Origin of the sequence: Paraburkholderia phymatum, assembly GCF_038900715.1 — a bacterium.
Lineage (GTDB): Bacteria > Pseudomonadota > Gammaproteobacteria > Burkholderiales > Burkholderiaceae > Paraburkholderia > Paraburkholderia phymatum_A.
On record NZ_JAYMRZ010000024.1, the window covers coordinates 53,094 to 68,505 of the forward strand.

Here is a 15,412-nt window from a genome sequence, read left to right on the forward strand (position 1 = left end):
CACGATCATGCAATACGAAAACCTGACCGTCGCAATCGATAACCGGATCGCCACCGTCACGCTCAATCGCCCCGACGTGCGCAACGCGTTCAACGAAGCGATGATCGCGGAAATCACGTCGGTCTTTCGCGCGATGAACGAACGCGACGACGTGCGCGCCGTCGTGCTCGCCGCGAACGGCAAGGCGTTCTGCGCGGGCGCGGACCTGAACTGGATGAAGAAGATGGCCGGTTACTCGGATGACGAGAACCGCGCCGATGCGATGCGTCTTGCCGACATGCTCGCGTCGATCTACCGCTGCAACAAGCCGGTGATCGCCCGCGTGAACGGCGATGCCTACGCGGGCGGCATGGGCCTGATTTCGGCGTGCGATATCGTCGTGGCCGTCGATACCGCGAAGTTCTGTCTCTCCGAAGCACGCCTCGGCCTGATTCCCGCGACGATCGCGCCGTATGTGATCCGCGCGCTCGGCGAACAGGCATCGCGCCGCTACTTCACGACCGCCGAGCAGTTCGACTGCGCAACGGCATATCGCCTTGGCCTCGTCGGCGAATGCGTGAGCGCGGACAAGCTCGACGAAACCGTGCAGCAGATCGCAGCGACGCTGTGCGCGAACGGCCCGCAAGCGGTGAAGGCCTGCAAGCAACTGGTTCAGGACGTAGCGGGCCGCGAGCTGAACGCGGCGTTGATCGAAGAGACAGCGGCGCGCATCGCGCAGGTTCGCGCGAGTGCCGAAGGACGCGAAGGCGTCGCGTCGTTCCTCGAAAAACGTTCGCCTTCGTGGCGCGCGTGAACGCGCGGCATATGAAGCCGAACGCGACGGCACGCGCACACAGAACAACACCCCATCGAGACACCTCATGTTCAACAAGATCCTGATAGCGAACCGGGGCGAAATTGCCTGCCGCGTCGCCGCGACCTGCAAGCGGCTCGGCATCACGAGCGTCGCGGTCTATTCCGACGCCGACGCGAACGCGAAGCACGTCGCCGCGTGCGACGAAGCCGTGCACATCGGCGGATCGACGGCGGCGGAGAGTTATCTGCGCGTCGAACGCATCATCGAAGCGGCGCTTGCGACGGGCGCGCAGGCTGTGCATCCCGGCTACGGCTTCTTGTCGGAGAACGAGGACTTCGCGCACGCGTGCGAGAAGGCGGGCATCGAGTTCATCGGGCCGCCCGTCGAAGCGATTGCCGCGATGGGCTCGAAAGCGGCCGCGAAGGCGCTGATGCATTCGGCCGCTGTGCCGCTCGTGCCGGGCTATCACGGCGACGATCAGAACGCCGATCTGCTGCATCGCCAGGCCGACGAAATCGGCTATCCGGTGTTGCTGAAGGCGAGCGCGGGCGGCGGCGGCAAGGGCATGCGGGTCGTCGAGCGCACGGAAGATTTCGCGGCCGCGCTCGCGTCGTGCAAGCGCGAAGCGGCGAGCAGCTTCGGCAACGACCGCGTGCTGATCGAAAAGTATCTGACGCGGCCGCGCCACGTCGAAGTGCAGGTGTTCGCGGACAAGCACGGCGGCGCCGTGTATCTGTTCGATCGCGACTGCTCGGTGCAGCGCCGCCATCAGAAAGTGCTCGAAGAAGCGCCCGCGCCGGGCTTGCAGCCGCATGTGCGGCGCGCGATGGGCGAGGCGGCCGTCGCGGCGGCGCGCGCGGTGAACTACGTCGGCGCGGGCACGGTCGAGTTCATCATGACGGCGGGCGGCGACTTCTACTTCATGGAGATGAACACGCGCCTGCAAGTCGAGCATCCCGTCACGGAGATGGTCACGGGCCAGGATCTCGTCGAATGGCAGTTGCGTGTCGCGTCGGGCGAGCCGCTGCCGCTCGCGCAGGAACAGTTGAAGATCGAAGGCCATGCGATCGAAGCGCGTATCTACGCCGAGCATCCCGCGCGCGGCTTCCTGCCGTCGACGGGCACGTTGAAGCATCTGCGCATGCCGGATGGCGTCGAGTTCTCGTTGGGGCTGGGCGGCGAGCGCGCGCCCGTGCGCATCGACAGCGGCGTGCGCGAAGGCGATACGATCACGCCGTTCTACGACCCGATGATCGCGAAGCTGATCGTGCACGGCGCGAGCCGCGACGAAGCGTTGAAGCGCATGAGCCATGCGTTGCGCGACTGCGAAGTGGTTGGGCCGCATACGAACGTCGAGTTCCTGCAACGCATCGTGACGAGCGTGCCGTTCTCGACGGGCGACCTCGATACGGGTTTGATCGAGCGTCATCACGATGCGCTTTTTGCGCCGGTTGCGAAGCCGTTCCGCGAAGCGCTGGCGCTCGCTTGCGGCGCGCTGATGACGCGCGAAGGCGGGCTCGCGCACGGCGCGTCGCCGTGGGATGCGCTGTCGCACTGGCGTCTGAATGGCGGCTATACGCAGACGCTCAACTGGCGCGATGTCGAGAAAGAGGCTGCATTTACAGCGGTTTTCTCGCGCGACGGCGAATCGCGGACGCTCACGCACGATGGCAAGACGGAGCCGTTCAAGTGGTGGACGGGCGCGGGCAAGCATGAATACGGCGCGACGATCGGCGATGCGCACGTGACGGGTCGTGTGTTCATCGACGGCGATACGTTCCATGTGTTTTGCCGTGGCGAAGCGCTGGCATTCGAATGGCAGAACCTGCTCGCGCATGCCGCCGATGCCGAGCACGGCGAAGGGCGTCTCACCGCGCCGATGCCCGGCAAGGTGATCGCGGTGCTGGTCGAAGAGGGCGCTGTCGTCGAGAAGGGGCAGCCGCTGCTCGTGATGGAAGCGATGAAGATGGAGCACACGATCGGCGCGCCCGCAGCGGGCAAGGTGGCGGAGGTGCTGTACGGCGTCGGCGATCAGGTCGCCGACGGTGCGCAGCTGCTGGTGCTCGACGTCGAATAACGCACAGATAACGCTTAGGCACTCGACGTCATGCGAGGCGCGCGTAGTTCGCTACGCGCGCCTCGTTTTCCATTTGCGCGATGCAGTCGTACGCTTCGTGTGGCAACACCGAAAAGCCTTTGAGCCGCAGGCGTCGCGAACGCGCGGGCTGTGTCGCGAGGGCTTGATCGAGCGCGACGCGCAGCGCGGCGATCTGTTCGATCGATATGTTCTTCGCGGCGATCAGCGGCAAGCCCGGTGATGCGCCCGCATAGCCGATCTCTTTCACTGCACTCGCGAGCTGCGGATACGCGTCGCGCACGAACGCCATCGTCACGCAATCGATCGCGGCAATGTCCGCGCGGTTGTCGGCAAGCGCGCGAAGCGAGCCGAGATGCGAGCCCGTCTCCAATGTCGCGCCGAAGAACCGGCCATCGCGGGCAAGCGGCGCAACCGCGTGCCGCAATGCGTTGTAGCCGCTGTTCGAATCGGTCGCGTTGTATGCGGCACGCGCGTCGCGACATGTGTCGAGAGAATCGAACTGCGCGCTGGCCCGAGTGACAAGCACGCTCGAATACGTTGCACCGTCGCAGCCTGGCGCGTCGAAGTGCGGCGTCGCGATCAATCGCACATGTTCGTGCAGGCCGAGCACGTAGGGATAGCCGCATGTCTGCGAGATCAGCAGGCCGGGTTGACGCCAGAACGCATGCAGATCGTCCGGCTCGACGATCCGTGCGGTCGGATCGACATGCTTCAGCACGTCGATGAGCAGCGTGCGCCAGTCGGCCGCGAGTGCGGGCGACACGTTGTACATCGGCAGGGCGGCGATCGCGTTCATGCCTGCGATTCTAAACGCGGATCGGCCGGTGATGTGGCCACCGCACCGATGTCGATGGCGCAGCGACGATCGCAATGTGCATCCTGCCCATCGGGCAAGACGGACCATCGCCGCGCGCACTCTGTTTCGCGGATGCCCTAACACTCTCGGGACCCGCGTTCAGACTCGACTCTACGAATTACGGCGCAGCGAACACATCAGTTGAATTCGCGGGACTGCCCGAGTTCGTTTGCACGAAGAACGGCACGAAGCTCGTTCCCCGGACGTCGAGACCCTGATAATCACCCACGAAAAAGCCCTCCGCGTTCGGCGCCAATTTCATATCGAATGGACCTGACACCTTCACTTCGCCGCCGAAGCTCTGTCCGCCATTGGTCGATGTGGTGCGCCAGATGTTGGTGGGCAATGTCGTCATGTTTCCGGCCTGCAAGTCGCGAAGATCGTAGTAGGTGACGGCGACCGTGCCGGCGGAATTGACGCGAATGGACGGATTGAAAGCGGCATGCCCCGTCGGCGTGTTGACGCGGATCGGACTGCTCCAGGTTTTCCCGCCGTCGGTGGACGTGGACAGCGCGATCTCGTCGAACTGACCGCCATTGAAGCGCGAGTCCTGCCAGACGACGTAAAGCTGACCTGTCGCCGCGTCGATTGCGGGCTCGGGAATGATATCGCCGGTACGCAAAGGCTCATTCGTATTCGGGTCCGTGACGCCGACGGTTCTCAAGTCGGCGATGATCTGCGGCTTCGTCCACGTTGCCCCATCGTCCGTCGACTTGATGAACGCGACCTTGTTGGCCGTCACGCTGAAGGGCGGCGAGATCAGATTGAAAAAGTCATAGAGGGTTCCATTCCGTGAATCGACCACGATCTGGTTGCCGATAGTCTGCTGCCGCGACGGAACCTTCACGATGACGGAGGGCGAGCTCCATGTCTTGCCTCCGTCCACAGTCTTCGAAAAGTAAGCCGGTCCGCGGAAAGCGGCCGTGTGCAGATTGGCGTACGGATTGCCATTCGGCAACTCGAGCCGGTCCCACACTGCGTATGCAACGCCTGCCTTGATCGGGTTGGCAGTGACCGACTCCTTGTCGTTGAAGAACTGCACCGTCGGCTCGTTGTTGGCGATGAGCACGCTCAGGTTTCCCCACGTGATGCCGCCATCCGTCGACACTGCCGCGGCCACGGCATTGTTGTTGTTGGACTGGTTGAAGGAAATGGATACCGAATACGCGGTGCCGTCCGGTCCGATCGACACCCACGGGTCCGACGCACGCTCATATCCGAGTCCGTTTGCGCATGCGCTAAAGGGAAGATTGGTCTGCTTCCACGTCTGGCCGCCATCGAAAGAGTAGCCGGCGACGAGACCGTGCGCTCCGCCATTGTCCCAGCGGTCCTGTTGCCATACGCCGATCAGGTTCGACTGATTGGCGGGATTGACGGCCAGCCACGGTTCGACCTCGGCGTTCACGAAGTTAGTGCCGGGTCCGCCGATCGTGCAGTTTGCAAACGGGCTGGGTGTGGCGGAAACGAGAACGGGGGCAGCCAGGCTCGTTGTACTCGCGGCGAACGCGAGAACCAGTGTTGTCCCTGACAGAAGTACATTGGATGTGTTGCGACGCATGAAAGCCCTCTCTTTTCATTTGCGGTCTGCAACAGGCGCGACAGTAGCTTCCGAGGCTGCACATGCGCTACCCATCCGGCTGCTGCATGCCACCAGCGGTGAAAACCGACACCGCGTCGGTACGGCTCCATCACAAGTTGAGGTGTGCTCTCGTCGTCGGGCGACAGTACTTTGCTTGGGTTGCCCGTCCGCCGTTTAACGGCTGACAATCGTCGGCCGAATGCAATGGACTTTAGGTCGTGGCCGCATTTGTAGCAAGAATCTTTTGTGACGGCGAGGGTATTTGCTGGGCGTTGCGGAACATCAATACGCCATTCAATGAGATCTTCGGCTTTGCGAGTACGCGCGCAATGACTCGACGTTTGAAGTCCGATAAAGAAAGGACTTTAAATGTTCTCAAATTGCGAGTAGTTCTCACGTTATTCGGAGTGGATGCTATTCGACGTACTTCATTTTCGCGATCCACTCCCTTTGATGCCAGTAAAGCGAATCAGCGTTCAGGCTTCGCAGATCGAGGCGACACGGGAACAGCGTTTGCTGTCGAAGCGGCTCCGTCGGCAATACCGATATCCGGCCGGATTCTCAGCGTCATCACCGCGCCGAGCAGCAGGAAAAGCAGCGATCCCACGAAAGGCAAACTCCAGTTGCCCGTCGCATCGATCACCGCGCCGAACAGCATGGGCGAGATGATCGTGGCGATGGCCACGCCCGTATTGAGCATGCCGCTCGCCTCAAGCCTCCATCGAATCATCAATGATGTGACGCTTGATCGAGATCAGCGGAGCAATTGCAGTACTTTGCTATCTTCATTCCTCTCTGAGAAAGCCGTACCTGTTGCTTCGAGTTCCCGCTATGTCGACATCCGCAATGCAATGCACGCCAATACTTCCTCCCGATCTGCAGCTGGGAGAACCTATAACCGATGCAACGCATAGCGAGTTCATTCGCCTGCTCGACGTGGCGGACTCTGCTTCCGACGAATCGCTCATCGCGTCGTTCGACGCCTGGATCGCGCACACCAACGAACATTTCGCACAAGAAGAATCGTGGATGGAAGCGTTGGACTTTGGACCTCGTCATTGCCATGCGGGCCAGCATCATCATGTTCTGCACGTGGTCGACGCGGTGCGCAGCGAAATGACTGACAACGGCCGCTTTGACCTGGGCCGGCGACTGTTGAGCGAATTGCGTGTGTGGTTCGCGCATCACGTGAGAACGATGGATGCAATGATGGTCGCCTACATGCAGGAACACGGCATTCCTCAGGCTGCGTGAACGATACACGAGCCACTCTCATCGATTCACGCAACTTCAGACCAGTCATTCGCTTACATGGCAAACGACATCGTTATCGTGGGCGCAGGCCCCGTGGGGCTATGCCTCGCGCACTCACTCAGTGGCCTCGGCCTGCGAATCGCATTGATCGAGCAGCAGCCTTTGAATGAAATCAGCGAGCCGAAATTCGATGGCCGTGAAATCGCGCTGACTCAAAAGTCGGTTCGATTCATGCAGCAATTGGGTCTCTGGGATCTCATCGACGCAGACGCACGTTCTCCGCTGCGCCGCGCGAAGGTATTCAATGGCTCGTCGCTTTCCGCGCTGGAGATCGGGCACGAACTGGCCGGTCATACGGAGCTGGGCTGGCTGGTTTCCAATCACTTGATCCGCAAGGCCGCTTATGACGCGGTACATCGCAGTATCGCTGAGAACCATGACGTCACGCTGCTCGCGTCGGAAAAGGTGAGTAGCGTCAAGAGCGGTGACACCTCTGCCAGCGTGACACTGGAAAGCGGAAAGACCCTCTCGGCCAGTCTGATCATTGCAGCCGATAGCCGCTTCTCGGCGACGCGCAAAATGATGGGAATTTCGGCCGATATGCGCGACTTCGGCAAATCGATGATCGTGTGCCGAATGACACACGCGCAGCCTCATCAGCATACCGCGTGGGAATGGTTTGGATATGACCAGACGCTCGCGCTGCTTCCGATGAATCCGGATCGATCGACGAACGCGCATCAGTCGTCAGTGGTGCTCACGCTGCCCGGGTGTGATGCGACGCGGCTTGTATCGCTCGATCCAGACGAATTCAGCGCAAACATCGAGCAAAGATTCGCGCGGCGGCTGGGCGCGATGAAACTGGCGAGTACCCGTCATCTCTATCCATTAGTCTCCGTTTATCCCGCGCGATTCGTCGGAAAGCGCTTCGCGGCAGTGGGCGACGCTGCTGTCGGCATGCATCCCGTGACTGCGCACGGGTTCAACTTCGGACTGGCGAGTGTCGAGACGTTATGCAAGGAAATCGTCGCCGCGCAGAGGAACCGCTTCGATGTGGGCGCCGAGTCCGTCTTGAGCCGCTACGAAGATCGCCATCGCCGCGCGACCAGACCGCTCTATCTCGCCACGCGCCTTGTCACTGACATCTACACGAACAGTAGCGTTCCGGCGAAACTGGCGCGAAACATCATGCTGCGTGCTGCTTCGTTCGCGACGCCTTTCAGAAAAGCTATTGCAGCTTCGTTGACCGGCTAGGCATCTCATATGCGGCGGCTTCCCCAGCCGCCGCTTGCCAGCCGCTCACGGCACGACCGGGCTAGACAGCGGCTGCCTGTTCATCGCTGCCGGTACATAAAGTCCCAGCGTAGTGCACGCCGCTCCGGCGCCTGAAGTCCCGCCCCTTTGCGACCGCGATCCTGCGTCGCTCGTCCGTCTTCCCCGATTTCCCGTTCGTCGCGTCTTTCCGCGTAAACCCGCTTGCACCATGTTTTTGATCCTTCTATATTGGAATACACCATCAACTATTACTATGCGATAAATCATGAGCGAAGACGTGTTGTTGTCGAATCATGGCCGCGTCGCGGTCATCACGCTGAACCGTCCCGAACGCCTGAACGCATGGACGACGCCGATGCGTGAATCGATCATCGAGGCGCTGGACCGCTTCAACGCCGACGACGAAGTGGCGGCGATCATCATGACGGGTGCGGGCGACCGCGCGTTCTCGGCGGGACAGGATCTGTCGGAGGCGCATGATTTCGACGGCGAACGTGCGGTGGCATGGGTCAAGGAATGGCAGCGGTACTACACCGCGCTGCGCGGCCTGAAAAAGCCGCTCGTGATCGCGCTGAACGGCACGGCCGCGGGCTCGGCGTTCCAGGTCGCCTTGCTCGGCGATATCCGCGTGGGCCATCCCGGCGTGCGGATGGGCCAGCCGGAAATCAACGCGGGCATCGCCAGCACGACGGGCCCGTGGATCATGAATGCGATGCTCGGCATGTCGCGCACCATCGAACTGACGCTTACCGGGCGTCTGATGGACGCCGACGAGTGCCATCGCATCGGCCTCATTCATCACCTCGTTCCCGAAGACCAGGTGTTCGGGAAGGCGCTGGAAATCGCCACCGAGCTGGCCGCGAAGCCACCCGTCGCGATGCGTCTGGACAAGCAGCGCTTTCGCGAGATGACCGAGCCGGGTTTCGTCGACTGCATCGAAGCGGGCGTGCGCATTCAGCGCGAAGCGTATGACTCCGGGGAGCCTGCGCGCATGATGGAGGCGTTCTTCAGCAAGCGCGCGAAGTGAGTCGAGCCTGAATCGAGCACGAGTCGAGCTGTTCCCATTGCAATCACAACTGCGGGAGACCTGAGCAATGACGCAAGACTTCAACCCGACGCGCCGCCGCATTCTGCAAGGCGCGGGCGCGCTCGCCGTGACCAGCGCGATGCCGCTCGCCGCGCGCGCGCAGACGAAGCAGATCGTGGTGTCCGATCCAGGCGGCCCTTACACCACCGCCTATCGCGAGGCTTTCTACGATCCGTTCGAGAAAGCCACCGGTATCAAGGTCGTGAGTGTCGCGCGCGAATCGCAGCCCGTTGCGCAATTCGCCGCGATGGTCCAGACGAAGAACTACGTGTGGGACGTCACGACGCTCACGCTATCCGCCGACATTCCGTATCTCGAAGCGAAAGGCCTGCTCGAACCCATCGGCCTGAAGACGAGCGACTATCCGGATGTGATGTCGGAGGCGATCACGCCGAACTGGCTGGGCGTCGATGTGTATTCGACCGTGCTCGCGTATCGCAGCGACAAGTTCGGCCAGAATGGTCCGAAATCGTGGGCGGACTTCTGGGACGTGAAGCGCTTTCCGGGCCGCCGCTGCCTGCGCCGCAGTCCGCTCGACACGCTCGAGCAGGCATTGCTCGCCGACGGCGTGCCGCTCGACAAACTTTATCCGCTCGACGTGGATCGCGCGTTCAAGAGCCTCGACAAAATCAAGCCGCACATCAACATCTGGTGGACCTCCGGCGCGCAGGCGATGCAGGCGATTCAAAGCGGCGACGTCGACATGATCTCGACGTGGAACGGCCGCGCGCAAGCGGCGAAGGACGGCGGCGCGCCCGTTTCGATCGTCTGGAATCAGGGCTTGTATTCGATCGAAGGCTGGGGCATTCCGAAGGGCACGCCTCGTGCGGATGCCGCGAAGCAGTTCGTGCGCTTCTGCGCCGACGCGAAGCGCCAGGCGCTGCTCACGCGCACGCTCGCCTATGGCCCGACCAACCGCAAGGCCTTCGATACGATCAGCAAGGAGCGCGCGACGCTTCTGCCCACGGCGCCCGACAACATCCGCGACATGCGCCTGCCGAGTCCGCAGTGGTGGGAAGAGAACCGTCAGAAGGTCACCGAGCGGTTCAATTCGTGGGTCATTTCGTGAGGACGGCAAGATGAGCTCGAAACTCGAGGCGATCGGCATCGCGAAACGCTACGGCGATTCGGTTGCGCTGGAACCGACGGATCTCGCCGTGCAGGCCGGCGAATTCCTGACGCTGCTCGGTCCCTCGGGTTCGGGCAAGACCACGATGCTGCAGATGATCTCGGGCCTCGTCGCGCCGAGCGAGGGGCGCATCGAGATCGACGGGCGCGACGTCACCTACGTCGAGCCTGGTAAGCGCGGCATCGGCATGGTGTTTCAGAGCTACGCGCTGTTTCCGCACATGAGCGTGTGGGACAACGTCGCATACGGTTTGCGCATGCGCCGCAAGTCGCGCGACGACGTGCGCGCCGCCGTCGACGATGCGCTCGCGATGGTGCGCATGACTGAATACGCGAAGCGCTTTCCGAAGGAGCTGTCGGGCGGGCAGCAGCAGCGCATCGCGCTCGCGCGCTGCTTCGCGTACCGGCCTTCCGTCATTCTGCTCGACGAACCGCTCGGCGCACTCGATAAAAAATTGCGCGAGCACATGCAGTCCGAAATTCGCCGGCTGCACAAGGAACTCGGCGCGACCTTCGTCTACGTGACGCACGATCAGGACGAAGCGCTCACGCTCTCCGATCGCATTTGCCTGATGAACCAGGCGCGCATCGAACAGGTGGGCACGCCCGCCGATCTCTACGACCGTCCCGCGACACGCTTCGCGGCTGGCTTCATCGGCCACTCGAATCTGCTGGAAGGCGCGCTCGACGATGCGCGCAGCGCAAGCGGCGAGCCGATCCTGCTCGCAGCGGGCGGCCGCATTCCACTGCCGATGAGCGCGCCCATCATGCCCGCCGCGCGCCACACGCTGCTCGTGCGCCCCGAAGCGCCGCGCCTCGTCGAGCCTGCGAGCGGCTTTGTCGACGGCACCATTGCGGATGTCGTCTTCTTCGGCAGCGACACGCGCGTACAGCTGTCGATGAACGACGGCAGCCAGCTCACCGTGCGTTGCGAGCGCAGCCTGTCGCCGCGCATCGGCGACAAGGTGGGCCTCGTGTGGGACCCGTATCGCACGACGCTGCTCCACGCCTGAGGAACCGTCATGACCATCGCTCTGCACGCGCACCGCGAGAACGAAGCCTCGCGTCGCGGCCGGTCCGCCTGGCTCGCGCGCTCGTTGCGCTTCCTGCCGATCGTGCCGACGCTGCTGTTCCTGCTCGTGTTCTTCATCGTGCCCGTCAGCGAAATTTTGCAAGGGGGGCTTGTCAGCGCTGACGGGCAGGTCGGCCTCGCGCAGTTTGCCCGCATCGCGCGCACGCCTGTCTATGCGAAGGTGCTGTGGATCACGTTCGCCATTTCGTTCATGACGGCGGCGCTGTCGATCCTGCTCGGCTATCCCGTCGCGTACATGTTGAGCCGGCTATCGGAGCGGGTGCGCGAACGCTGGCTGCTGTGGATCATGCTGCCGTTCTGGACCAGCTATCTCGTCAAGACCTACGCGTGGATGCTGCTGCTGTCGAAAACAGGCGTGCTCTCGACGATCGCGCTCTCGCTCGGCCTCGTACACGAGACGACGGGCACGATTCCATCGCTGACGGGCGTGCTGATCGGCATGGTGCATTCGATGCTGCCGCTCGCCGTGATGACGATGCTTCCCGTGATGCGCGGCATCGACGATCGCCTCGCGCAAGCGGCTGAAACGCTCGGCGCGGAACGCAGCACCAGCTTCTTCACGGTGTTCCTGCCGTTGTCGTCGCCGGGCGTGGCGGCGGCGGGGCTGCTCGTGTTTATCTCGAGCCTCGGCTTCTTCATCGTGCCCGCGCTGCTCGGCTCGCCAAAGGAAACGATGATCGCGCAACTCGTGATCTCGTCGGTGCTCGAACTGTTCGACATGCGCTTCGCGGGCGCACTCTCGACGGTGCTGCTCGTCTGCTCGATCGTGATCTTCTTCGTGTACGACCGCATGGTGGGCCTCACGTCGCTGACGGGCGAAGTGACGGAGCGCTCGCGCGGCTCGCGCGCGCAAGGCTTGCGGCTCGCGTTGCTGATGGCGCTCGGCCGCGTCTTCGCGCCTCTGATGATGCGTCGTAACGCCCACGGCGAACCGTCCGCGCGCGCGACGAGCCCGCTCGGTCTCTACACGTGCATCGTCATGGTGGTGCTCGTCGCGCCCGTGCTCTCGGTGATTCCGTATGCGTTCACGAAGAGCGACTACATCGCGTTTCCGCCGAAGCTTTTCAGCACGCGTTGGTTCGGCACGTTCATCGATTCGCCCGTGTGGCAGAGCGCGATCGTCCGCTCGTTCGAAGTGGGTCTCGGCACGGCGCTGCTTTCGCTGCTGCTCGGATTCGGCGCGACGCTCGCGATGACCCGCATGCCGCGCCGCGCGAGCAAGCCGATGTTCGCGCTGTTCGTCGCGCCGCTGATCGTGCCGCGCATCGTGGTCGCGGTGGGTCTGCTGTATCTCTTCGGACGCTTCGGGCTCACGGGCACGAACCTCGGGCTCGTGATCGGTCATACGGTGCTTGCGATTCCGTATGTGGTCGTGACGCTCGCCGCAGGCTTTCAGCGCTTCGACTGGCGTCTCGACGACGCCGCACGCGTGATGGGTGCGTCGCCGTTGCGGCGCATCACGTCGGTCGTGATGCCGCTGCTGATGGCGAGCGTGACGGCGGCGTTCCTGTTCGCGTTCCTCGTTTCCTTCGACGATCTGACCATTGCGATCTTCGTGAGCGGCGGCATCAACTCGACGCTGCCCAAGCAGATGTGGGACGACATCCAGCTCGCGATCACGCCGACGCTCGCGGCCGTATCGACGACGCTCGTCATCCTGATCGCGCTCGTCGTCGCGGCGTCTTCCTGGCTCAAGCGCCGCGCGCGTTAAATCTCAGGCTCTCATACCCATCCAGACATGCATCACTACCCAGAATACTTCGCTCACCGGCACCCCGACGACGAACTCGACTGCGCGCCGCTGCTCGCCGCGGGATTGCGTCGCGAGCCCGCGCGCACCGTGGTTCATTTCGACGATCGCGCGATCACCTGCGAGGATGCCGCGCGACACATCGCGCAGTTGCAGCGCTGGTTCGCGGACGAAGGGCTCGTGCCGGGCGATCGCGTCGCCGTGATGCTCGGCAACAGCGCCGAACACATCCATCTGATTTACGCGCTGGTGCTGAGCGGCCTCGTCTGGGTGCCGGTGAACACGAAGCTGCGCGCGGCGGGTCTGGAATATGTGCTGCAGCATGCGGAGCCGAAGCTCTTCGTCATCGAGGACGCATTCGACGATGTGACTTCGCAGATCGAGTGCGGCCCATCGCGGCGCGTGCGTCTGCCCGCGTTCGACGCGAACGATGCGGACGCCGCTTTCGTGACGCCTCGAATCGGCGTACATGATCCGCTGTGCGTCATCTACACGTCGGGCACGACGGGCGCGCCGAAGGGCGTCGTCTTCACGCACCGGATGATGCGCATCGCGAGCGAGGCGGCGCTGCGCATCGCGGATGTGCGCGACGGCGACCGCCTCTTTCTGTGGGAGCCGCTGTGCCATATCGGCGGCGCGCAGATGTTGTTGCTGCCGTTTCTCGAACGCGTGACGCTGCACGCTGTGCCGCGTTTTTCGGCCTCGCAGTTCTGGTCGCAAGTGGAGCGCGCGGGCGCGACGCAGTTGCATTACCTGGGCGGCGTGCTCGATATCCTGATGCAGTTGCCGCAGAGCGCGCAGCCTCACGCGCATACGCTGCGCGTCGCGTGGGGCGCGGGCGTGAGCGCCACTGCGTGGGAGCCGGTGCAGGCGCGGCTCGGCGTGCGCCTGCGCGAGTGCTACGGCATGACGGAATGCTCGAGCTTCGCGACCGCGAACGTCACGGGCAAGCCGGGATCGATCGGCCGCGCGCTGCCGTGGATCGACGTCGAGTTGCTCGATGAAAACGGCCAGCCTGTGAAAGAGGGCGAGGCCGGCGAGATCGTGCTGTCGAGCAAAGTGGAAGGCACGTTCCTGCCGGCGTATCTGAAGCACCCCGAAGCGACGAAAGCCGCTTTGCGCAACGGCCGGTTGCATACGGGCGACCGCGCGCGGCGCGATGCCGACGGCGATTTTTTCTTCGTCGGCCGGCAGACGGACAGCATGCGCGTGCGCGGCGAAAACGTATCGGCGTGGGAAATCGAGCGCGTGTTCGCTGCGCATCCTGCGATTCGCGCGAGCGCCGCGATCGGCGTCGCTTCGCCGATCGGCGAGCAGGATATTCTGCTCAACGTGCAGTTCAAGGGCGCGCCCGTCGAGTGGGAAACGATCGACGCGTGGGCGCGCGAGCGGCTCGCGAGCTTCCAGTTGCCGCGCTATTACCGGGCCGTCGATGGCTTCGAGCTGACGGCGAGCGAGCGCATCCGGAAGCATCTGCTGCCGCGCACCGTCGACGACGCATGGGACCGGCTCAGCCGTGTTCGCGCATAGTTGTCGGGTGGCTATCCCCGTCGTTACCGCGTAGTTATCGGATACTGATAGCGCTCCAGGGCCATGCGATAATTTAACGACCGATCATAAAGACGAAAAAAGCAATGAGCGACGAGCCCAAAGTTCCGCGCAAGCGCAAGAGCCCCGTGGCGAAGCCGCGCGGCGACGCGGCCGATCCAGGCGCGTCTTCGCTTTATGTGCAGTCCGTCGAAAAGGCAATGAAAGTGCTCACCGCTTTCGACGGCAGCAAGCGTCAGTTGTCGCTCTCGGAAATCTCGGCGCTCACAGGTTTCGACATGAGCGCGACGCAGCGCTTCGCGTATACGCTGTCCGCGCTCGGCTATCTGCTGAAGGACCCGGACAGCCGCAAGTATGAGCTGTCGCCGCGGCTTCTCGACTTCACGTATCACTACCTCACGTCGAACGAACTCGTGAGCCGCGCGACGCCTTATCTGCAGCAACTGGGCTCGGAGACGGAAGAGGCGACCAATCTCACGGTGCTCGACGATACCGATATCGTGTTCGTTCTGCGCATCGTGAGCCGGAACGTGTTCAATGCACACGTGATTACGGGCTCGCGCCTACCGGCATACTGCACGGCGCCGGGACTCGCGATTCTCGCGACGCTCGGCGACGGCGAGATCGACGATATTCTTTCGCGCACGAATCTCGTGCCTTATACGGCGTCGACCGTGTACCAGCCGCGCAAGATCAAGGAACGCATCGTGCAGATCCGCAAGCAGGGCTACGCGCATACGGAGGATGAGTATTTCGTCAGCGACATCTCGACGGCGGCGGCGATCACGAACGCGCATGGGCGCGGCATCGGCGCGGTGAACATCGCGGTGGCGCGATCGCGATGGCAAGCCGATCGCGACGAAAAGCGCTTCGCCGATCTGGTCATTTCCACGGCTTCGGCTATTTCGACGCGGCGCCGTATCGAATAGCTCGTGCAATCGATGGCGG

At 63.0% G+C, this 15,412-nt stretch carries 13 protein-coding genes; 10 read left to right on the top strand and 3 right to left on the bottom strand.

The features are described from left to right. Window positions 1–7 precede the first annotated feature (7 nt). Together VSR68_RS33245 and VSR68_RS33250 are read left to right on the top strand one after the other, a co-directional pair. Entirely contained in the window at window positions 8–793 is a 786-nt protein-coding gene (locus VSR68_RS33245; protein WP_342943818.1) for an enoyl-CoA hydratase/isomerase family protein, read from the top strand. A gap of 67 nt (window positions 794–860) precedes the next feature. After that, on the top strand, window positions 861–2,873 hold the full coding sequence (locus VSR68_RS33250; protein ID WP_342943819.1) for an acetyl/propionyl/methylcrotonyl-CoA carboxylase subunit alpha: 2,013 nt from the start codon (window positions 861–863) through the stop codon (window positions 2,871–2,873). Window positions 2,874–2,901: 28 nt separating this feature from the next. On the opposite strand, the gene VSR68_RS33255 is transcribed toward VSR68_RS33250, so the two are convergent. The 3 genes from VSR68_RS33255 to VSR68_RS33265 all read right to left on the bottom strand — a co-directional run bounded on the left by VSR68_RS33255 (window position 2,902) and on the right by VSR68_RS33265 (window position 6,029). Continuing rightward, the gene (locus VSR68_RS33255; RefSeq protein ID WP_342943820.1) at window positions 2,902–3,690 is read right to left on the bottom strand and encodes a phosphate/phosphite/phosphonate ABC transporter substrate-binding protein; all 789 of its coding nucleotides are present in this window, start codon (window positions 3,688–3,690) and stop codon (window positions 2,902–2,904) included. 178 nt (window positions 3,691–3,868) lie between these two features. Continuing rightward, complete coding sequence (locus VSR68_RS33260; protein WP_342943821.1) at window positions 3,869–5,308, bottom strand: exo-alpha-sialidase; 1,440 nt, start codon at window positions 5,306–5,308, stop codon at window positions 3,869–3,871. Window positions 5,309–5,798: 490 nt separating this feature from the next. Continuing rightward, entirely contained in the window at window positions 5,799–6,029 is a 231-nt protein-coding gene (locus tag VSR68_RS33265) for a hypothetical protein (protein WP_342943822.1), read from the bottom strand. Between the two features lie 44 nt (window positions 6,030–6,073). Between VSR68_RS33265 and VSR68_RS33270 the strand changes: the two genes are divergently transcribed. The 8 genes from VSR68_RS33270 to VSR68_RS33305 all read left to right on the top strand — a co-directional run bounded on the left by VSR68_RS33270 (window position 6,074) and on the right by VSR68_RS33305 (window position 15,393). After that, a complete protein-coding gene (locus VSR68_RS33270; protein ID WP_428983645.1) occupies window positions 6,074–6,583 on the top strand; it encodes a hemerythrin domain-containing protein in 510 nt (169 codons plus the stop codon). 57 nt (window positions 6,584–6,640) lie between these two features. Further along, on the top strand, window positions 6,641–7,837 hold the full coding sequence (gene ubiM, locus VSR68_RS33275; RefSeq protein WP_342943823.1) for a 5-demethoxyubiquinol-8 5-hydroxylase UbiM: 1,197 nt from the start codon (window positions 6,641–6,643) through the stop codon (window positions 7,835–7,837). 286 nt (window positions 7,838–8,123) lie between these two features. After that, window positions 8,124–8,885 (top strand): enoyl-CoA hydratase/isomerase family protein, encoded by a 762-nt coding sequence (locus VSR68_RS33280; protein ID WP_342943824.1) that lies wholly within the window; start codon window positions 8,124–8,126, stop codon window positions 8,883–8,885. 67 nt (window positions 8,886–8,952) lie between these two features. After that, complete coding sequence (locus VSR68_RS33285) at window positions 8,953–10,014, top strand: ABC transporter substrate-binding protein (RefSeq protein ID WP_342943825.1); 1,062 nt, start codon at window positions 8,953–8,955, stop codon at window positions 10,012–10,014. Window positions 10,015–10,024: 10 nt separating this feature from the next. Continuing rightward, window positions 10,025–11,086 carry an ABC transporter ATP-binding protein gene (locus VSR68_RS33290; RefSeq protein WP_342943826.1) on the top strand — a complete coding sequence of 354 codons (1,062 nt, stop codon included), beginning with the start codon at window positions 10,025–10,027 and terminating at the stop codon, window positions 11,084–11,086. Between the two features lie 9 nt (window positions 11,087–11,095). Next, on the top strand, window positions 11,096–12,877 hold the full coding sequence (locus tag VSR68_RS33295; protein ID WP_342943827.1) for an ABC transporter permease subunit: 1,782 nt from the start codon (window positions 11,096–11,098) through the stop codon (window positions 12,875–12,877). A gap of 27 nt (window positions 12,878–12,904) precedes the next feature. Continuing rightward, window positions 12,905–14,446 (top strand): AMP-binding protein, encoded by a 1,542-nt coding sequence (locus VSR68_RS33300; RefSeq protein ID WP_342943828.1) that lies wholly within the window; start codon window positions 12,905–12,907, stop codon window positions 14,444–14,446. A 104-nt stretch (window positions 14,447–14,550) separates the two neighbouring features. Next, on the top strand, window positions 14,551–15,393 hold the full coding sequence (locus tag VSR68_RS33305; RefSeq protein WP_342943829.1) for an IclR family transcriptional regulator: 843 nt from the start codon (window positions 14,551–14,553) through the stop codon (window positions 15,391–15,393). The last annotated feature ends 19 nt before the right edge of the window (window positions 15,394–15,412 follow it).